This is a genomic window from Echinicola soli, from assembly GCF_006575665.1.
Taxonomy (GTDB): domain Bacteria; phylum Bacteroidota; class Bacteroidia; order Cytophagales; family Cyclobacteriaceae; genus Echinicola; species Echinicola soli.
Genome location: NZ_CP041253.1, coordinates 2,722,815 through 2,742,452 on the forward strand (window position 1 = coordinate 2,722,815; position 19,638 = coordinate 2,742,452).

At 44.0% G+C, this 19,638-nt stretch carries 16 protein-coding genes; 6 read left to right on the plus strand and 10 right to left on the minus strand.

The window, feature by feature from the left end:
- Window positions 1–110 precede the first annotated feature (110 nt).
- On the minus strand, window positions 111–2,165 hold the full coding sequence (locus FKX85_RS10870) for a S9 family peptidase (RefSeq protein WP_141614756.1): 2,055 nt from the start codon (window positions 2,163–2,165) through the stop codon (window positions 111–113).
- 697 nt (window positions 2,166–2,862) lie between these two features.
- Here FKX85_RS10870 and mscL point away from each other — a divergent pair.
- Window positions 2,863–3,279, plus strand: coding sequence for a large-conductance mechanosensitive channel protein MscL (gene mscL / locus FKX85_RS10875; protein WP_141614757.1), 417 nt, complete (start codon window positions 2,863–2,865; stop codon window positions 3,277–3,279).
- Window positions 3,280–3,440: 161 nt separating this feature from the next.
- Here the strand turns inward: mscL and FKX85_RS10880 are convergent, their stop codons facing one another.
- The 3 genes from FKX85_RS10880 to FKX85_RS10890 all read right to left on the minus strand — a co-directional run bounded on the left by FKX85_RS10880 (window position 3,441) and on the right by FKX85_RS10890 (window position 7,906).
- A complete protein-coding gene (locus FKX85_RS10880; protein WP_141614758.1) occupies window positions 3,441–5,519 on the minus strand; it encodes a ComEA family DNA-binding protein in 2,079 nt (692 codons plus the stop codon).
- Entirely contained in the window at window positions 5,516–6,343 is an 828-nt protein-coding gene (locus tag FKX85_RS10885) for a PorV/PorQ family protein (RefSeq protein WP_141614759.1), read from the minus strand. The genes FKX85_RS10880 and FKX85_RS10885 overlap by 4 nt, the downstream gene beginning before the upstream one ends.
- 78 nt (window positions 6,344–6,421) lie before the next feature.
- The gene (locus FKX85_RS10890) at window positions 6,422–7,906 is read right to left on the minus strand and encodes a BamA/TamA family outer membrane protein (protein WP_141614760.1); all 1,485 of its coding nucleotides are present in this window, start codon (window positions 7,904–7,906) and stop codon (window positions 6,422–6,424) included.
- 53 nt (window positions 7,907–7,959) lie between these two features.
- Between FKX85_RS10890 and yidD the strand changes: the two genes are divergently transcribed.
- Window positions 7,960–8,181 carry a membrane protein insertion efficiency factor YidD gene (gene yidD / locus FKX85_RS10895; protein WP_141614761.1) on the plus strand — a complete coding sequence of 74 codons (222 nt, stop codon included), beginning with the start codon at window positions 7,960–7,962 and terminating at the stop codon, window positions 8,179–8,181.
- On the opposite strand, the gene FKX85_RS10900 is transcribed toward yidD, so the two are convergent.
- The 5 genes from FKX85_RS10900 to FKX85_RS10920 form a co-directional block, all read right to left on the minus strand.
- Window positions 8,178–9,281 (minus strand): prolipoprotein diacylglyceryl transferase, encoded by a 1,104-nt coding sequence (locus FKX85_RS10900; protein ID WP_141614762.1) that lies wholly within the window; start codon window positions 9,279–9,281, stop codon window positions 8,178–8,180. The two genes, yidD and FKX85_RS10900, sit on opposite strands and share 4 nt — an antisense overlap.
- 32 nt (window positions 9,282–9,313) lie before the next feature.
- Window positions 9,314–11,167 carry an NAD(+) synthase gene (gene nadE, locus FKX85_RS10905; protein ID WP_141614763.1) on the minus strand — a complete coding sequence of 618 codons (1,854 nt, stop codon included), beginning with the start codon at window positions 11,165–11,167 and terminating at the stop codon, window positions 9,314–9,316.
- 89 nt (window positions 11,168–11,256) lie between these two features.
- The gene (rnc, locus tag FKX85_RS10910; RefSeq protein ID WP_141614764.1) at window positions 11,257–12,000 is read right to left on the minus strand and encodes a ribonuclease III; all 744 of its coding nucleotides are present in this window, start codon (window positions 11,998–12,000) and stop codon (window positions 11,257–11,259) included.
- Between the two features lie 7 nt (window positions 12,001–12,007).
- A complete protein-coding gene (gene fabF / locus FKX85_RS10915; protein WP_141614765.1) occupies window positions 12,008–13,261 on the minus strand; it encodes a beta-ketoacyl-ACP synthase II in 1,254 nt (417 codons plus the stop codon).
- Between the two features lie 22 nt (window positions 13,262–13,283).
- Window positions 13,284–13,520, minus strand: coding sequence for an acyl carrier protein (locus FKX85_RS10920; protein ID WP_010855324.1), 237 nt, complete (start codon window positions 13,518–13,520; stop codon window positions 13,284–13,286).
- A 151-nt stretch (window positions 13,521–13,671) separates the two neighbouring features.
- On the opposite strand from FKX85_RS10920, the gene FKX85_RS10925 reads away from it, so the two are divergent.
- From FKX85_RS10925 to FKX85_RS10940, 4 genes are all read left to right on the plus strand, one after another.
- Window positions 13,672–14,100, plus strand: coding sequence for an IPExxxVDY family protein (locus FKX85_RS10925; RefSeq protein ID WP_141614766.1), 429 nt, complete (start codon window positions 13,672–13,674; stop codon window positions 14,098–14,100).
- A 19-nt stretch (window positions 14,101–14,119) separates the two neighbouring features.
- Window positions 14,120–15,556 carry a pyruvate kinase gene (pyk, locus tag FKX85_RS10930; RefSeq protein ID WP_141614767.1) on the plus strand — a complete coding sequence of 479 codons (1,437 nt, stop codon included), beginning with the start codon at window positions 14,120–14,122 and terminating at the stop codon, window positions 15,554–15,556.
- Window positions 15,557–15,804: 248 nt separating this feature from the next.
- A complete protein-coding gene (locus FKX85_RS10935; protein WP_141614768.1) occupies window positions 15,805–17,349 on the plus strand; it encodes a hypothetical protein in 1,545 nt (514 codons plus the stop codon).
- Complete coding sequence (locus FKX85_RS10940; protein ID WP_141614769.1) at window positions 17,291–17,755, plus strand: hypothetical protein; 465 nt, start codon at window positions 17,291–17,293, stop codon at window positions 17,753–17,755. Before FKX85_RS10935 ends, FKX85_RS10940 begins: the two co-directional genes overlap by 59 nt.
- A 314-nt stretch (window positions 17,756–18,069) precedes the next feature.
- On the opposite strand, the gene FKX85_RS10945 is transcribed toward FKX85_RS10940, so the two are convergent.
- Window positions 18,070–19,638: an NFACT RNA binding domain-containing protein gene (locus FKX85_RS10945; protein WP_141614770.1), complete on the minus strand. Its 1,569-nt coding sequence runs from the start codon at window positions 19,636–19,638 to the stop codon at window positions 18,070–18,072.

Here is a 19,638-nt window from a genome sequence, read left to right on the forward strand (position 1 = left end):
ACCTCCCCCGATCACGAAATCTGCAAAATCTTCCCACTGATTCCTGACTTTCATGTATGTCAGAAAGCGTGAATATGGGGATCTAAACTGTGATCATGTACGCAGCAATTTTATGCTTTCGCTGCCAGGTCTATCAAAAAGGCATAGTCCATGGCAGTTTCTTTTAAGGCATGAAACCTTCCTGAAGCACCGCCGTGTCCTGCGTCCATATTGGTGTAGAGTAAGAGTAGGTTTTTGTCCGTTTTTTTATCCCTTAGCTTGGCCACCCATTTGGTAGGTTCCCAGTATTGCACTTGGCTGTCATGTAGTCCGGAAGTGACCAAAAGGTGGGGGTAATCCTTGCTTTCCACATTGTCATAAGGTGAATAAGCAAGCATGTAATCATAATACTCTTTGTTTTTGGGATTGCCCCATTCGTCAAATTCCCCGGTAGTCAGTGGAATACTTTCATCCAGCATGGTCGTTACCACATCCACAAATGGTACAGCGGCGATGACGCCTTTGTACAGGTCAGGTCGCATATTAATGACCGTGCCCATCAGCATTCCTCCGGCACTACCGCCCATGGCGAAAAGTTTCCCAGAAGAGGTGTATCTTTCGTTGAGCAGGTATTCGGAGCAGGCGATAAAGTCCGTGAAGGTATTCTGCTTTTTGAGCATTTTTCCATCATCATACCAGTGCCTTCCCATTTCCTGTCCACCACGAATATGGGCTATAGCAAAGACGAAGCCCCTGTCAAGAAGGCTTAGACGGTTGGAGCTGAACACGGCATCGGTGCTGAATCCATAGGAGCCATAAGCATACTGTAGCAATGGATTGGAGCCATCCTTTTTGAAAGTGGCAGTTTTGTAAACCAGTGAAATAGGGACTTCTGTGCCATCTGGAGCAATGGCCCAGGTTCTTTCTGATTGGTACTGGGATGGATCGTAGCCTCCCTGTACTTCCTGCTGTTTCAAAAGTTCTTTTTCCTGGCTTTCCATATCATAGTCATAAGTGGAAGAAGGAGTCGTCAGGGAGTTATAGCCAAATCGTAAGGTAGTGGTGTCAAATTGGGGATTATAACCCAGCCAAGCGGTATAGGTGGGGTCGTCAAAGGTGATATAATGATTTCCCGTGCCATCCCACGGTATAATTTGAATTTTTGTCAGCCCGTTTGTGCGTTCTTCGAGTACCAAGTACTGTCCGAATACCTCAAAACCTTCCAATAATGTATCCTTCCGGTGGGGAACAATGTCCCTCCAATGATCCTTGTTCGGGCTCGTGATTGGGGTTTTGACCAATTTGTAATTGCTGGCTTTTTGATGGTTAGTAAGGATCAGGAAGTGATCTTCAAAGTGTTCCACGCTGTATTCTAGGTCACGCTCCCGTTCTTGTATAAGCTGGAAGGAAGAAGTAGGTTGATGGGCGTTTAAGTAGCGGACTTCTGAAGAAATGCTGCTTTCGCTGACGATAAAGATAAAATCTTTGGACTTGGATTTGGCGACATGGCAGGTGAATGTTTCATCGGTTTCCTCATAGACTAAAATATCCTTTTCCTGTGGCGTTCCCAGTGTATGTTGGTAAACCTGAAAAGCCCGTAGCGTGTTGGGGTCTTGTTTGGAGTAAAAGAGGGTTTTGTTGTCATTGGCCCAGGCCATGTTGCCGGTTACCTCGGTGATTTCATCTGTTAGGACGGTTTCTGTGCTGAGATCCTTCACCTTGATGGTGTATATTCTTCTGCCTATATTATCTTCGGCGTGGGCAAGCAATTGTTGATCATGGGAAAGGGAAACAGCATTGACGCTGAAGTATTCGTGTCCTTGGGCTATTTGGTTGACATCCAGGAGAATTTCTTCGTTGTTTTGCAGCGAATCTTTTTTTCGACAAAAAACAGGGTATTCCCCTCCTTTTACAAATTTGGTGTAATAAAAGTAACCATCTCTAAAGTAGGGGACACTTTCGTCATCCTCCTTGATGCGGTTTTTCATCTCTACAAAAAGTTCTTCCTGAAGTGATTCCGTATGTGCTAAACTGGCTTTTAAAAAACCATTTTCCTCATTAAGGTATTGAATGACCTCAGGGTTTTCCCTGTCATTCATCCAGTAATAGGGGTCAATTCGCGTATGGTTATGGTAGGTGATTTCCTGTATTTTAATGGGAGCCTTGGGAGCTTCTACTGTTTTCATAGGTAATGTCTCGCTTTCATAATGAACTCCAGCAAATTTACAGCTTGCAAAAAAGGAAACCTACCGATCCCTTAAATTGATTGAATGAATGGCAGGTGAATTTTTGATGGATAACGTGAAGTTACGATCATGAGTAGCTAATGTGGACCTTTGATTTAGTCCATTAGTGGAGAGAATGATGAAAGGGTATTTAAAAAGGGCTCTATATGGAATACTGTGGGTAAATTATTCACGGGATTGTCCAACTTGTGCGGAAAGAGCAGGGAAATAGTTTTGTTCCTACGGCACAAAGCCCCCTGGAGGCATCCTGATCTTACCAGGCTTAAATGCCCATCGGCATTGGCCAGGACTCCCTCCTCACGGTTATAGCCGACAGAAATGTCAGCAAGGATGCTCCGTTAGGAGCATTAGCTTGGTAACAGAAATTGGAGACAGCATCCTAACAGTGCCGTAGGTACTGACCATAGGTAAGGAAAACCTATGATTATCGACTGTATCAGGAGCATGGACACCCAAATTCATCCGTCCACGCGATGCTTCGATCTCCAGAGCCCGCTACCGCTCAGTTTACCCATAGTAAATCATATAGAACCTTAAAAAGCGGGATTTATGGATGAAATAAAAGTGAAATTATATATCATTATTATCTATAATTGACTGAATAAATTATATTTATGATGTTTAAAAATAATTCAATATGGGATTCGTTCAAGAGTTTAAAAAGTTTGCCCTTAAGGGAAATGTGGTTGACCTTGCAGTAGCGGTCATCATCGGAGGGGCATTTGGTAAAATTGTCACTTCTCTGGTCAATGACGTGGTCATGCCACCGATTGGGTTGGCACTGGGTGGGACCAATTTCAAGGAACTGATGGTCGTCCTTAAGGAACCTTCTGTGACTGCTGATGGAGTGGAAGTTGCGGCAGTTGCGATCAAGTATGGTGCGTTTATCAATACCATTGTGGACTTTCTGATTATTGCTTTTGTGATCTTCATGGCCATTCGCACTATGAACAAGCTCAAAAAGAAAGAAGAAGCAAAGCCAACTCCTCCTCCAGCCCCTTCAAAAGAGGAATTACTGCTTACCGAAATCAGGGATATCCTGAAGGAAAAATAGGGGTGAAATTCCTGCAATGAATTGTGATCACGCTGCCTTAGAAGAAACAGCAGCGTGATTTATTTTCCCATGTGAGCAATTTTCCTCCATGTATCTTGACGCTTTCAGCGGAGTCATAATTAATTAAATTGGTTACGCTAGGCTTTTTTGTTCCTGTAAATCTACCGGTTAAACTGGTAGCGAACTTGGAACGTCAACTCGCTGAGGTGAGTGCCTTTTACCTCTTGAAGCCCACTGCTGATGGTGCTTCGGTCGGTATAACTGGTCCTGGCCCAACGGAGCCAAAAACTTAATTTCCTGATTGGCTTAAATTGGGCAAGCAGGTAGTAGCGCATCCCCTGGCCATAGTAACTGGGTATAGAAAATGCCCAAAGCACATTTTTTTCATATACATACTGGCGGTTATCATAATCGTCTGTGTCAAAAAGAGCTATCCTGCCGCTCCATTTCCATTTTTTATAGGCAAAATTCAAGTCCTGGACGATGGTATAGCCCTTGGTGATTTCTTGATGGTAGTCGAAGGTGCTCATCTGTACCCTGGAACGTAAGGAGAATTGTTCACTAATATCTATATCGAGGTTCAGCAGGTAATTGTGCTTCCTTCCTGTTTGGATTTTGTAGGTGGCCAGGTCATTTTCATATGCGGTGACGTTACGGTCTTTTACTTCTTCCCGTATTTGAAAATATAGCTCCATTGATTTTTTTGGACGATAACTGATGCGCTGAAGCCACTCATGGCCAGATGAAGGAGAGTATAAGCGGTATCTCATCCACGGGAATTTGAATTGATCGTAATATCCGTTCCATTGAAGTTGCTTGGTGGGGTGATAGCTTAAGCCCAGGTAGATGCCTTTTTCATTGATTGGTCGTGAGCCTTCACCAAAGGCATTGCCATAGAAACTGTGAAAGTTGCGGTCATAGTTTCTGACGTGCAGCACCAAGTCCAATTGCTTGCTGAGGCTGCTCATGATTCCCGCTACATAGGCGACACCTTTACTCTTCGATAAGGCTGTTTCTCCAAAGAAGAAATGGTTTTGGTAATTATAGGAAAAATATGCACTGTGGAGAAGGTTGGCTTGGCCCCGGAACTCAAATCCGTTGTAATTGCGAAAATCCCTGATATATGGCAGTTCAAACCGTGTCATTAAACTGTTGATGCCAATTTGTAGATTTCGGTCTTCGGACGAATAGTTGATATTGATGCCAACATCTTTTTCGTTGGCAGAAGCCTTTCTGTTTATTTCGGATGCAGTCCTGTGATAGCCATTTGATGGGAGGGAGGTTATGCGGTAAGGTACCGCAGTGGAGTCTATATTGGCATCTCTGGCAGCCGAAGAAACCATGATGGATCCTTCAAACCGTCCTTTTTGGTAGGTGGCAGAAATGCCTCTGAAGAATCCTGACTCCATAGAGGAGGTATAAGGTTTGATGCCGGTGGAACTTCTTCGCGTCGTGGTAATGGTCTCTGCACCTTTTCCTACCGAAAAGCCTGCACCGAAGACCAGGCCTTGGCCGTATTGGGCTTGGTAATCTCCCACGGTGATTTGCTTCCATGGCCCTTTGTCATAAAGAGTGAAGTGGTAGCTTAGAAAATTGAAACCATATCTTCGTGAACTTGGATCCCAAGTAAACGATTCTCCAGCATCTCTGTCCATGGTAATGCCAAAACTAAAATCCCCACTGTGCTGGCTTCTTATCCTGAGATATTGCGTGCCGGGAGGTCCTTGATACCTGCTGGTGAGTGAGCCGTTTTTCAGTGTATCCGGCGGAATGAAGCCTTTTCGCTTTTCCAAATAAATACGATGCCTGTAAATCAAGTAGGCTGTTTTTTCGCTTATGATCCTTTTCGGAAGTTTATGGGAATACTTTTCGGTGGTTTTCTCCAAGGTGACAAAAGGAATAAGTTTTCTGATCGTATCCAAGTCAAACGTTGGAATGGCCTGTAGCTCGTAGATAGACAGGAATTGGCCATAGATTCGACGGTATTTGAAAAAATTGCTCACTTGTAGCGGTGTAAGTATGTAAATAGACTGTAAATCGTCTGGAGAGCAGCGGTTAAGGTCAATAGGGTTTAGGTAGCGCTGTAGAAGGTTTTCATACAGCTGTTCATAATCCAGGTCTTCCTCCTGAAGCGAAAAAAGCTCTTCAGCAAATGCCTCAATATCAAATTCAGTCTGGGCATTTACTCTTTCGCAGCAGAGAAGGATCACGGCTAAAAGTATAATGCGACATGTTTTCATGGCGATACAAATGTATAATTCATGGAAAAATGGTGCGTGAACCCTAGTTGGTTGTTTTGGGCGACCGCATAGTCGAATCGAAAATGTTTCGGGTTGAACCCGATGCCAAAATGAAGGTTGGATGGATTGGTGCGAATGCCACATCGCGCCCAGAAGCGATTGATAAAGTTATATTCTAATCCTACTTTGGCAATTGCGGGTAATAAAATATCTTTTTCCGCTTCCATACTGATGAGCAGTTTTCCTGAAGGCTGAAAGGAAAGCCCTGTTTTTACAATGGTCGGCAGATAGTCCTGGGAATCACGGCTCAGTTGGCTTCTGGTAAAATTGTAGACATGTGCTCCAAAGATTAGCTGTGGGCCAAGTGCCGCAGTACCGCCAAATTCCAGTACCGGAGCCCCATTTCTTCCATATCCTGCGATGTTTGTCTGGAGGTAGGTGGCCTTGATGCCAAAACTGGCGATTCCCATTTGATTGGCATAACCGACTCCTGCTGCCTGCTGATTAAATAATTCGCCACCATAATGAGATAGGCCAATTCCAAAGTTGCCTTTTTTTGTGGAAATGACCGCTCCTGCACCTAAAGTGGTCAGTTCATCGAGTCCCAATCGGTGGTCATAGCCTACGACGGCTGTAGTGGCTGATATTCTCCCCATCGCGCCGGGATTGTTAAAGATGCTCCAGGCATCCGTTAAGGTCACATGAGCATTGGCCATTCCGTAACTTCGAGCGCCTTTCGAAAAGATCTCCGTGCCATTCTGTCCATAGCTGTAATATGGTACTATAAGGATTAAATACGAAAAAACCTTTAAAACAAACTTCATAATAGTGAAAATAAACAGTTAAAAAATGTGTTTAAATTAATCTATGAAAAATCCTGAAAAAATAAAAATATCCTCCGTTTAAAGCGGAGCCTTAATATTGATGAAGAAACTGCCTACTTGTTGGCTATTTATAGAGTATTCAAATCTGAATACCTGATCGTAAAAAGTGACCAAGTCTAGCCCAAGGCCATAGCCATAGAGGTATGTATTGGTAAGCGCGGCATTTTCAGGGATGTGGTTACGGTCGTTTACGTAGCCATGGTCAAAATTGGCACTGAGGTAAGCCCTGATCGGGAAGGTGCTAAATTCCTCGATAGGGATCAGTTTAGAGATATCATAAGCCACATCCAGCAGTTTATACCTAAAGCTATTTTTGTGAATGATGGTTTGTTGACCTTCGATCACGTTGATTTCATATCCTCTTATAAAGTCCGGTGAATAACCAATACCGCGGACCAAGGTATAGGGTTGGCTGGAGCTGAGGTAGCTGGATGCCGAAATACCCGTTACCAGGTGCGTCTTATCACTAAATCTAAAATACTTATTGGCAATCAGTGCAATCTCGGTTTCATTGACATCATCGTTGGTAAAGAGACCATATCTCGTCACTCCTACATTGATAAGTTCACCTTGTGTGGCATAGGCGATATTATCTCTGCGGTCGTGCTTAAAGTTATAAGAGGCATAGAAATATTTCTGCCGCGTACTGTCATTGAGAAAATAATTAGGGTTTTGGGTCAATACATCCTCATGGATTTTGGTATTACTATAGCCAAGGGTGAGGTAGTTGAAATTATAGAAATTACCCCGATAGGTGTACTGCACCGTGGCTCCTAGATTTTTCCTTAATATGTCCTCTTCCTCATTGGTGTAAAAGACTTGCTTATTATAAGCGGATTTGACGGCGATAGTCTTATTGGTGTTGTAATTGATCCGAAGAGCAAGACCATGTTCTTGGTCTTTATCGATATAAGGAATGCTGTACACCAGGTCAAAAGCCTGAGTAAAGCCCAGCTGACCCATTACTCTTAGTTTTTCGTTACGGCCTCCGACATTATTATGGTTTAGTTTTAAGCCATAATTGACACGGGAAAGATCCCTGTTTTGATTGATCCACCATTCTGAGAAATTTCGGTCAGCGAGATCAAAAATAATACTTGGAATAACATACCAGCGCTCTTTTACCGAAACCAGCAGCTCAACTTCTTCATCCTCTACGAATAGCGGAGTGATTTCTACGGATGTAAAAAGCTGCAAATTATAAATTCGCTGTTGATCTGTCTTGACCATGGCCAAGAACTCCTCCCAATCATACTCCACACCGGGAGCAACATCCATTTCTCGGAGAATGATGTTTTTTCTAGTCTTTTCATTGCCTATGATAAACACATTGTGGACCGTTACTTTCTCTGGAGCTTTTAAGGTATTGACCGCTTGGGAGGTGGTGTCCTCGTTTTGTGCCAAACCACTTGGGCAGTGGGCCAATACCGAACCAATAAGGCATAAAAGTAATAATGTGCTTTTTAGGTATCTTTGCGGTATGGATAAACGAATTTGTTTCACGTAGTGGAACTATGTTTTATGTTTTGGCCTTTTACTCTCAAATGAACTAAATCTTGAAAACTATTTTAAGAAAAATAGCGATTTTTCCAGTGTTGCTTTATCAGTACTTGATCTCGCCAATGTTTCCAGGAGCTTGTAGGTATACGCCCACTTGTAGCCAATATACGAAAGAGGCAATTCTCAAACACGGCATAATCAAAGGAGGATGGCTGGGGATCAAACGCATTGCCAGCTGCCATCCATGGGGAGGCCATGGTCATGACCCCGTTCCTTAATTATGTTTGGCCGGATTGCCTGTTTTCAGGGCCCTTATAACGAGAATAATGCCTCCCAAAACCAATGGAATACTCAGTGTCTGGCCCATATTTAGGGAGAGGTTCTCTTCGAAGTCTACTTGATTTTCTTTAAAGAATTCCCAAACGAACCGCATTCCAAAGACTGTAATTAGAAACAATCCCAGCAGCAGGCCATCAGGGAGCCGCTCTTTGTATTTATTCCAAAGGAGATAGAGGATCAAGAAAATGATGAAGTAGGAAATGGACTCGTAGATTTGTGTCGGGTGTTTGGTAAGTCCAAAGGTACGGATAGTGGCCAAGTAGTGGTCACCTTCATCTTTCAGGTCGTAATCCAAGGGCGTGTCTGCAGGCTCAGCCATGTATTTTTCAGAACTATTAAACTTGGTCAGGACGTATTTGACATCATTTTCCAAGGTTCTCCTTAAGTCAGCTTCCTGGTAATTCCCTTTTTTTATTTCGATGTCAATATTTACAGGGACGTGACCGTTCCCTTGTAGTTCTCCATTGCGGTCATCTGGTTTATAGGCAGAAACATGCTCCACAGGGACGTTGAGGGTCCCCAAGATTTCTTCTGTGCTATGGGCATAGACAAAGCCATTGTCGGTTTCGGTAGGCTTGCCGCCTATTTCTGAATTCATGAGGTTCCCAAATCTGATCAGCGCCCCCGTCATGGCCACTACGATGACAATTCTGTCCACTACCCAAAGGTAGCGCTGCTTCGGTGTATTGCGAACGTAGAGCCAGAGAGCTATCAAAATGGCTATGGCAGCACCATGGCTGGCAAGTCCACCTTCCCAGACCTTTAGGATTTCGATAGGATTGCTGAGGTATTTTTCGGGTTCATAAAACAAGACATGCCCTAAACGAGCACCTATGATGGTAGCCACGACCATATAGATGGTCAATTTATCTACTAATCGTTCGTCATGGCCTTCTTTTTTAAAGAGGTAGATGACGATTTGCTGGGAAATGATAAAGCCAAGGGCAAATAAAAGGCTGTACCACCTGATCCGATCAAAACCTGGAAAAACAGCTGGGTTAGGGCTCCAGACTACGTAATCTAAAATAATGCTGATCATTGGTCTAGTTAGTTTCTGCTAAGATAGTTTTATTATTCATCTATTTGATCCAATTCATATAATTCTTCTGTGAAGCCTCCAGACAATATCGGAAACCTGCACCAGGTTTTCGGATCCACGTTAAAGTCATCCAGGTGGAAGGATGGTGCCAAGCGTTCCCGCTTCCACTGGTTCCTGGACCACAGACGGAAGAATTTATGGATGTATTTTTTTAGTTGAACGGGAGAAATGTCCAGTTCTTGTTTCAAGATCAGGTAAATATCGGCAGGTTTTCGTCTGTCACGAATGGCGAGTCGTTCGATTTCCACGATCACAGGATAGGGCATGAGGTCCTGCTCATCTGTTTGATGCTGTTCCCGGGGCCTTAGTTCTGCTGTGGGTTGTAGGGAATTGACTTTTTGAAGACCAGTGTACCCCAATGACTTCTCGGCCCATTGTAACCACTGTAGGATAAACTCCTTGTCCACTGCGGCAATGGGAGAGATGCTACCGCTGGTATCACCATCCATTGTGGCATAACCCACATCTCCTTCGCTCCTGTTGGAGGTCGCGAGGAGGAGAGCGTTGTTCAGGTTAGCGAGCATCCAGATTACCGGAGCCCTGACCCTGGCTTGGATGTTTTGGAGGGCAATGTCATCATGGTCCCATGTGAGCTGACGACCGATGGCTTTTTCTATCTTCTGTGTATAGGAACTTACTTCCTCTGAAATCTTCCAATCATAAAAGGTGGCGCCTAGGCTTTCTGCCAGGCTACGTGCACTGGCCAAGGTATCCTCTGAGGAATTTTCTGAGCCTTGATAGGCGGTGGTGAGGATTTTTTTGACTACTCCTTTTAGTGGGGCTTCCGAAGGGATTTCATGTTTTAAACGGGCTCTTTCTAAGAAGGCGTCCAAGCCCAGTTCAGAGAAACCCCGATTGACCATTTCGGCCACTAGTGTCGCTATGGAGGAGGAATCGGCACCGCCGGATAGCGAAAGGACAAAGCCTGTGCTCCTGCTTTTTCGCATGTAATCAAACAGTGCCAAGCAAACTGCTGCGGTGAATTCCTCATTTTTGTTATGCACCGATTTGATCGCTTCCAAAGACTTGGCATCTTTTGAAAATTCGAACCCGCGAACTTGATAAGGCCGGAAGGAAAGGAGCGGGTTTTTAAGGAGGAGTTTACCATCTTTGGCGGCGAGTATTTCACCATCAAAGATCATTCTACCGGCTTCATTTCCCAAAAGGTTCACATAAAAGTATGTGGCGTTCAGTGCTATGCTACTTTCAGTGACCAGCTCTTCCCTGTGGGCACTTTTACCCATGGCAAAATGACTGGCACTGGGATTAAATATCAAATTTACCTGCCGGTCCTTTAGGCGATACCCTGGGCGTAGATCTCCCCGCCAGGCATCTTCACATATCTCAAAACCATAGGTGATTCCTTTTTTGTCAAAGACAATGTCACCAAAGGGGATACTTTCACCAAAAAAATCCAGCGTCGTTATCTTTCCAGCTGTCCAAGAGCTAAACCAACGAAACTCATAATGAACCCCATCGATAGCTAGAAATTGCTTGGCCATGACCCCCAGTACCTTTTCGGCCTCTAACACAGCGGTGCAGTTATAGAGTATCTCCCCGATCCGAACAGGCAGCCCTATACAGATGGTAATATCTTTGGTGTAAGGAAGCAGCCTTTTAAGTTGTTCCAGTGATTTTTCCGGATACCATTTGCTCAAAAACAAGTCCTCACTGCCATAGCCTGTAATGGCCAGCTCGGGAAAGCACAGTAACTCAATGCCTTGTGATTTGGCTTCTTCGATGGCATTGGTGATATTTTTAAGGTTGCCTTCCCAGTCTAATGGGGTTTGGTTGACGGTGGCTCCACCTATTTTCAAGATCGACATATAGCAAGGTAAATTTGAAGTTGACTTTCTCCATGTTTGGAAGGAAAGGTCGTTCAAAACCAATTAACATAAGTGGCAAATATAGGGTTCTATAAGGCCAATTTTAGTTTTTCGCAGGCATTTTTTGCAGCTTCTTGTTCTGCTTTCTTTTTTGTGGAGCCTGTTCCTTCTGTGAAAATCTCGTCTTCGATCTTCAGTTCGATCGTAAATTCCTTGAATCGCTGTGTTCCAGTGACAGATTTCAGGAAAAATTCGACTTCTTTATTTTCCCGTTGCGACCATTCAATGATCTTGCTTTTGAAGTTGGTGACAGTGGTGATGATATTATCCAAATCGAAATAGGGGGACAGGATTTTGGTGAGGATAAAGTGTCGGCAAAAAATGTACCCCCGATCAAGGTACACTGCTCCCACCAGTGCTTCCAACGTGTCACCATAGATTGATTTGTGAGAATAAAGTCCTTTGCCCGAAAGGTCTGATTCGACTATATTGGACAAACCTATTTTTTGTCCCACCCGATTGAGTGATTCTCTGTTGACGATCCGTGAGCGCGTTTCTGTCAGGAAGCCTTCGTCCCTGTAGGGGAACTTGATGAAAAGATGTTCTGCCACGACTGCTCCCAGTACAGCATCTCCAAGAAATTCGAGACGTTCGTTAGAAGCTTTTACACCATGCTTGATCTCTTCTGCAGCAGAAGAGTGGCGCACGGCGAGCTTGAACAATGACAAATTTAAAGGCTTGCTGCCTACCATTAACTTGATGGCAGCAGCAAGCCTTTTATCTTTTTTGTTATACAGTAGTTCGTGTAATCTGAGTTTTCGAAATATTTTCAAGGTCGGTTTACTCAGTTAATTTTTTGAAAATGACAGATGCATTGTGCCCGCCAAATCCAAAGGTATTACTCAAAGCTACATTTACTTCCCTCTCCTGAGCCTTGTTGAAAGTCAAGTTCAGCTTTTCATCAAACGCTTCGTCTTTGGTGAAGTGGTTGATGGTCGGCGGTACCAGGTTATGATTGATGGCCATGATGGAGGCGATTGCCTCAATGGCACCTGCGGCCCCTAGAAGGTGGCCTGTCATTGATTTGGTACTGCTGATGTTAAGATCGTAAGCATGTTCGCCAAAAACGCGTTGTATGGCTTTGATTTCGCTTACATCACCCAATGGAGTGGATGTACCGTGTACATTGATGTAATCTACCTCTTCCGGTTTTATCCCAGCATCTTCCAGCGCGAATTTCATTACATTTCCGGCTCCGACTCCTTCCGGATGCGGGGCAGTAATGTGGTGGGCGTCCGCAGACATACCACTTCCGATGATTTCGGCATAGATTTTTGCTCCACGTGCTTTGGCGTGTTCGTATTCTTCCAGGATAATGGCTCCTGCTCCTTCTCCAAGGACAAAACCATCACGGTCTTTGTCAAATGGACGGGAGGCTGTTTCTGGAGCATCATTTCTCTGAGAAAGTGCTTTCAGCGCATTGAACCCTCCTACACCGGCTTCTGTGACTGCTGCTTCCGAACCTCCCGAGACAAAGACGTTGGCCTTGCCCAGTCGGATGTAGTTATAAGCATCGATCAGCGCATTGGTGCCTGAGGCACATGCTGAAACGGTCACGAAATTTGGTCCTTGGAGTCCATATTTCATGGAAATAAATCCTGCGCTGATATCAGCGATCATTTTGGGAATAAAGAACGGATTAAAGCGAGGTGTTCCATCACCTGTAGCAAAACTGGCTACTTCGTCCTGAAAAGTCTTCAAGCCACCAATTCCAGATCCCCAAATCACACCGGCCTTGCTAAGGTCTATCTTGTCAAGGTCCAGTCCAGAATCCTTCATGGCTTCCTCAGATGCAATAACAGCATACTGAGTGAAAGGATCCATTTTCCGGGCTTCTTTCCTATCAATAAATTGCTCGATGTCGAGGTTTTTGACCTCGCAAGCAAATTGAGTCTTGAATTGTGAGGCGTCGAATCTAGTAATAGGAGCAGCACCACTCACACCATTAGCAAGTCCCTTCCAATATTCCGGAACGGTATTGCCTAATGGCGTAAGGGCGCCTAAACCTGTTACTACAACTCTTTTTAAATTCATAAATGAATTTTGAGTAGTTAAATTATTTTACGTTTGCTTCCAGGTAGCTTACTGCTTGACCTACAGTGCCGATTTGCTCGGCTTGGTCATCTGGAATAGAAATGTTGAATTCTTTTTCGAATTCCATGATAAGCTCAACCGTATCCAAAGAGTCAGCGCCAAGATCATTAGTGAAGCTTGCTTCAGGAGTTACTTCAGATTCTTCTACGCCTAACTTATCCACGATAATGGCTTTTACTTTTTGTGCAATTTCAGACATTTTGTGATTAGTTTAGTTAAAACACTTCGCAAAGAAATATATTTAATACCTTAATGTCAAAAAAAACCGTTAACTAAATTTAAGATATTCCGATGAAACATTGAAGTTGAGCAATAATTTTTAATTTTGTTGTTCTAAAAATCCTTCCTTCATGAGGAAAACAAAACTCCAGGTAGAGCACGATTATGAATTTGATCTTTTGGGTCTGGTAGCTCCTTTAAAGGACTATAAGATGGCCTGGGTGGTGAATAGTTCCCTGGGTATCAGGATGATAAAAATTGGCGATTTTGAATTGGATTTCTTAAATCAGCCCGGACTCATAATTTCTCGGTACATATTGGAAAAAGATCATGGCTATATTCAGTTATTAAAGAACCGTTCTTTTTCAGATTCGGGACAAACGCTGTATCTTGTGCCGGAATTAAAGATTATGGATTATTTTCTCCTACTTCAGGATTTCACCCAGGAGACTGACCTTAATCACTGTATTGGTCAGCTGTCTCAAAGCAACTATGTGCAAAACGTGGTGAAACTGGATGTGGCCAAGCTGAAGTCAAAAGAGAACCTATTAACCTATTAAATATTATAATATACAAACAATGAACTTACCCATCGCGAATAAGAAAACCAAGATTTTGGCTACTGTTGGGCCTGCTTCAAACAACGAAGAGACGCTTAAAGAGCTGGTAAAGGCCGGCGTGAATGTGTTCAGGCTGAATTTTTCCCATGGTAACCATGAAGGGCATGCCGAAGTTATCCAAATGATCCGTAAGATCAACAAGGATTATGGATTGAATGTAGGGATCTTGCAGGATTTGCAAGGCCCTAAGATCAGAGTAGGTGAAGTGGAAAATAACGGTGTGGAGATCAAAGAGGGTGATCCGATTACCATTACCAATGAAGCAGTAGTAGGAACCTCATCTTTAGTAAGTACCGTTTACCAAAACCTCCCGGGGGATGTAGTTCCTGGTGACAGAATCCTGATTGACGATGGAAACCTTGAGGTGTCCGTGAACAGTACGGATGGAAAGAATGTAAACTGTACAGTGATACATGGTGGAATCTTGAAATCCAGAAAAGGCATCAATCTTCCCAATACCAAAGTAAGTGCTCCCTCCCTGACAGAAAAGGATATTGAGGACTTGGCCTTTGGGCTGGAGAAAGAAGTGGACTGGATTGCACTTTCTTTTGTCCGTTCTGCTGAAGATATCATTGATCTCAAGAAGAGGATCGATGCCAAAGGCAAGGCGTGTAAAATCGTTGCAAAAATAGAGAAGCCAGAGGCACTGGACAATATTGATGAAATTATCGAAGTCACTGACGGCGTGATGGTGGCCCGTGGTGACCTTGGTGTAGAAGTGCCAATGGAAATGGTGCCACTGTGGCAAAAAAGAATAGTAGAAAAATGTAAACAAGCCAGTAAACCTGTAATCATCGCTACGCAGATGCTGGAAAGCATGATCCAAAATCCACGTCCTACCCGTGCTGAAACCAATGACGTGGCAAATGCTGTGCTCGATGGTGCTGATGCAGTGATGCTTTCTGCCGAGACGGCTTCAGGTGCTTACCCTATTCATGCCGTAGAAGCGATGACCAAGGTGATCCAGTACGTAGAGAACAATTCCGATGTCTATCATTACCTCTATGACATCCCGGAGAAAAGTGATTATTTCGTAAGCAATAATGTCATCATGATGGCTTCTGGCCTGTCCAAAAACGTCAATGCAAAGGCTATCGTCGGAATCACAGCTTCTGGATTTACCGCTTTTAGGATCGCTTCCCACAGACCATTTGCCAAAAACTTTGTGTTTACGCACAATAAGACGCTGATCACCCAGCTTAGCTTGGTGTGGGGCGTGACGGCTTATTTCTTCGAAGGAAAGCAAGTGTCCACTGATGATACCATTACATTTATCCAAGATACCCTGAAGGAAAGTGGGCATCTGAAAGTGGGCGATATCATGATCAATACCGCAAGCATGCCGCTACAGGACAAAGGCAAAACTAATATGCTAAAAATCCACATGGTGGAATAGGCAATCTTTTTCGTGAAAATTCATTCAAAGGCACCTTGAGCAATCAGGGTGCTTTTTTGCTGGGTAAATCATGTGTTTTTGGCCAAATTTAGTCGTTTTTTGCTCTAGCATTCAAATCTGGGAGGATATATCTTTGCTTATAACTCTATGACTGTCATTGAGTTGTTTTGTTAACTGTTTAACCTTTACTTTTATGAAAATTTTATCCCCCCCCTATTTCAAGGCTTGGCCTTCCTTTGATGCTGGCCATGCTTACGCTGATATACGGCTGTCAGCCGGAAGAGTCTCCGGTGCCTGCCCCTGTCATAACAGAGGGCACTGGAAAGGAACAGATGATCAGATTGGGTGATCAGCTGAAAAACCCCTATTCGGTGGAAAACATGGCCAAGGCCTACCAAAACCTTGTGAAGAATGATCCTTCCGGTGGTATAGCCGGGGAGAAGATCAATATTGCCGCCACACATCTGTATATAAAGTTCAAACCCGCCAATGAGGATGAGCTGTCCTCCCTGAAGCGGGATTCGAGCTTGGTGCTATATGAATATCCCCTGGATTATGAAATCGAGGAAGGAGGGGGCTATTACCATGATCCTGAAGTGCCACTGGGAGTACCTACTTACCAGTATGTTTCGTTGCCCATCGATAAGGCGATTCCCGGAGGGGTGGAGCACGAAGTGCTGGCAGAGCTCTTTATCCCTGATGAGAGCGGGGACACTGGTGCTGCCAATGGACGGATAGCATCGGAAGGTGCCGTCCAGCTGCTGGTGGACGAAGCCCTGAGGATAACGGGGAACCTTGATAAAGAACCATCCCCTGCCAATGGCCGTTTGATGGGTAAGTGGAGGCCGGCGGGCCGGATACGTGTCTGGGACGATTCCAAATACCCCAATGGCTGGCGGGCTGTAGAAGGAGCAGAGGTAAGGGCCAGGAGATGGTTTACCACACACAAGGGGATTACCAATTATAGTGGATATTATTCCTGCAATGGGACATTTAGGAAGAAGGCCAATTACAGTATTGATTGGGAGCGGTACCATTTTAAGTTACGGGAAGGCTGGCTGGACGGAGCCGGCATCAATGGCCCCAAGCAGGAGGGCAACTGGAACGTGGACATCAGGGGTGACAAACACGAGTTTCACGCACGGGTGTTTATGGCGGCTTACCATTATTACTATAAGGATATCAAGGGACTGAGAAGACCGCCCGAAAACGGAGCCTTCAAAACGCAGCTAAAGATCAGGTGCTACTATGAGGATAATGGAAATAAAAACGGCAACCATAATGCAGGGAGAAGATTCCTGGGACTGGGAAGCGCAATAAAGATCTATAATCCGCAGAACGAAATGAAGGATATCTACGGTACGACCATCCACGAGCTGGCCCATGCCTCCCACTGGAAGATGGGCGGCGACTTTTACGATAATGCGGAGGATATTGTGGCAGAGTCCTGGGCCAGGGGAGTGCAATGGGAGCTGACGAGAATGGTATGGACTGGATATATACCAAAAGTATATGCCCGTTTAAATTATACGGGAATCGTGCAGGACATGATCGATGGATATGGAACGAAAACGACATATGCCTGGTGGGATTATAGTAAGAAAGATTGGGGGAAGCCTAGAATAGAAAAATCTTATTTTGATCAAGTTTCAGGCTATACCATCCGTCAGCTGGAAGATGCCTTGGCGGTTTCGCATACTTGGGAAATATGGAAGAAAACAATAAAAAACGACTATGAAAACACTACGGAAGAGTACCTGTACGCTACTTTCAGTTATTGGAATACTAAGTAGCCAGCTATTGTCATCCTGTGGGAGAGAAATGGTAGATGGAGTACACTATGAGGAATATTATTTTGTAAATGAGTCTGATTATGAGATAACTATTGATGCATTTTATGAGTTATATGAGGCAGAAGATGTCCATCAAACTTTTAGTTTGCCTAAGGGCGGTAATGTTGTTCAAGAGATAGAACTTTTTTTTGGAAGCGATCCTGTTATTGCCTATTCAGATTCCGTTTCGGTGGTGTTTGACGGCATCCGGGAAGCGGGTTTTTCCCACTTGAATATAGATTCTCCTTTTAATCTTCTAAATCCTGCCAATTCTACGTTTGAAGAAATAGCCCATAACCGTGACCGGTACACCTATGTGTTCACAAATGAGGATTATGAAAACGCGGTGCCCATAGATAAAGATTGATCATTCGTCGTGTTTTCAAAGTGAGGTGAGTGATCAGGGGTTCCACTTTTAAAAAATAGTTGTTGTATAAATCACGGTTTCTAAGTTGTTGTCATCCCGACATGGGGAGGACAAGCTGGTGGATATCGGGGGACAAAGCGATTGTTAGAATGGCGTAGCTAGCGGAAGATGCAGTCTTTCATCTAAAAACGATTTCTCTGGGCGAGTGATGAAATCAAGGGTAGTATTTATATTATCCATCAGCTGTCAGGCACACAGGCGATAGCCTTGGGGATATGGATAAAATCTCAAATCTATCGTCTCATATCTAAAACCTAAGGAGAGACTGGTCCTTTTGGTGCTACCATAAGTACTTTTTCCTGATCGACCATGACGGCACCGGCTGGAGAACCTTTTACCTTTCTGACGTATTTGCAAGGGGTGTAGATCACCGCAGCAAGGGATTCGTTTTTGCTTTTGGAATAGTAGGCGGCTAATTCTGCCGCTCTTTCCAGGGTTGTTTGTGGAATGCTTTGGCCCGATTTAAACTTGATGATGACGTGGGATCCTGCTACATCCTTGGCATGGAGCCACATGTCGTCCTTCCAGCTGTAATACCTTAGTATTTGGTCATTCACCTTAGCGGATTTCCCTACTAAAATTTCAAATCCATCGATTTCAAAACGCTTGAATGGGAGGTTGGTTTGGTCTTCTTTGGATTTGGCAGATAGTTGGTGGGTTTTGGAAAACTCCCTCAGTGCTTTGAAATTGTCAATAGTAGTCAGCTCTTCCAGCAAAGCCTCCAGTTGAAGGAAATACTCCTCTTTTTCTGATAGGTTTTTTTGTAGCTGTTGTACTTCTATTTTTCTGTTTTTGGATTTTCGATAGAGGTTTTCGGCATGCTTTTGTGGTGTTACACCTTTTTTTAGTCGAATGGAGATTTCCTTGTTTTGATAGAAATCAAATAAGGTGGCCGTTTCTGTTCCTTGGGGGATTTGGTGAAGGTTTGCCATGATAATATCGGCTATTTGGCTGGGAGGGGCACTGTTTTGAAGCTCGGTTAATTTTTTGGCGGTCTTTCCAAGGTATGCCTCTGTCCTTTTTTTCTGGTCTTCCAGCTGCTTGGTCAGGAGGCCTTTTTCTCTTTCGAAGGCTTGGTGGACCACAGCATATTGGAAGTATTCATTGCAGGCTTCGAGAGGATTTGCTGATGTGAAAATAGGGGCGGAGACAGGGAGCAAGGTAAGCTGGTATTCATAGTCTTCTTTGGCAATGCTAAAAAGTGGTGCGTTTAGCATATCTATCATCTCCTGCATCAACTGCCATTTTGTAGTGAGTTCAGCTTCTATGTAACCATGGGATTTAAGCCATTGGCGAGGAATCTTGCCTAGCGTAGGGAGGAAAGTGGATGCTTTTCCATTTTGCTTTAAAAACTCATCATAAGACAGGTCAAGGTGTTTTTCCAATTCCTCTAAGGTGATATTCTTGTCTTCTTTTAGTTCATTTCTGAAAAGAGCAATTGGTTTCTGTTCTTTGCTTTTATCAAATAGGAGGATGTTACTGCGGTTTCCGTGAAGTTTAAATAGCAAGGTCTTGTTGGATTTGAAATCGATCCTGAATGCCCTTTCAAAAGACAGTACACGAACACATACCACCTGGTCTCCAATGAGGGCCGGGAATAAGTCCACGCTGTTTTTTTTGCTGCGCTTGTAGTCCTTTGGGAGGCATAAGCAGGTGTTTGATGGACTGAGATTTGCTCGTATGTAGTGTGAGTGCTCATCATCAGCAAATCCCAAAACCAGTTCATCGCGGTGCTGTGAGAAACACGTGATGAGTTCCAGTCCATTCAAAATATCGTCTACCTCTGGGCAGAGGAATTTCAAGAAATGGTAGTTAAGATGCAT

Coding starts and splice junctions, on each gene's coding strand:
- FKX85_RS10870 (WP_141614756.1), bottom strand. CDS start 2,165: ATGAAAACAGTAGAAGCTCCCAAGGCTCCCATTAAAATACAGGAAATC.
- mscL (WP_141614757.1), top strand. CDS start 2,863: ATGGGATTCGTTCAAGAGTTTAAAAAGTTTGCCCTTAAGGGAAATGTG.
- FKX85_RS10880 (WP_141614758.1), bottom strand. CDS start 5,519: ATGAAAACATGTCGCATTATACTTTTAGCCGTGATCCTTCTCTGCTGC.
- FKX85_RS10885 (WP_141614759.1), bottom strand. CDS start 6,343: ATGAAGTTTGTTTTAAAGGTTTTTTCGTATTTAATCCTTATAGTACCA.
- FKX85_RS10900 (WP_141614762.1), bottom strand. CDS start 9,281: ATGATCAGCATTATTTTAGATTACGTAGTCTGGAGCCCTAACCCAGCT.
- nadE (WP_141614763.1), bottom strand. CDS start 11,167: ATGTCGATCTTGAAAATAGGTGGAGCCACCGTCAACCAAACCCCATTA.
- fabF (WP_141614765.1), bottom strand. CDS start 13,261: ATGAATTTAAAAAGAGTTGTAGTAACAGGTTTAGGCGCCCTTACGCCA.
- FKX85_RS10920 (WP_010855324.1), bottom strand. CDS start 13,520: ATGTCTGAAATTGCACAAAAAGTAAAAGCCATTATCGTGGATAAGTTA.
- FKX85_RS10925 (WP_141614766.1), top strand. CDS start 13,672: ATGAGGAAAACAAAACTCCAGGTAGAGCACGATTATGAATTTGATCTT.
- pyk (WP_141614767.1), top strand. CDS start 14,120: ATGAACTTACCCATCGCGAATAAGAAAACCAAGATTTTGGCTACTGTT.
- FKX85_RS10935 (WP_141614768.1), top strand. CDS start 15,805: ATGCTTACGCTGATATACGGCTGTCAGCCGGAAGAGTCTCCGGTGCCT.
- FKX85_RS10940 (WP_141614769.1), top strand. CDS start 17,291: ATGAAAACACTACGGAAGAGTACCTGTACGCTACTTTCAGTTATTGGA.
- FKX85_RS10945 (WP_141614770.1), bottom strand. CDS start 19,638: ATGCATCTTAACTACCATTTCTTGAAATTCCTCTGCCCAGAGGTAGAC.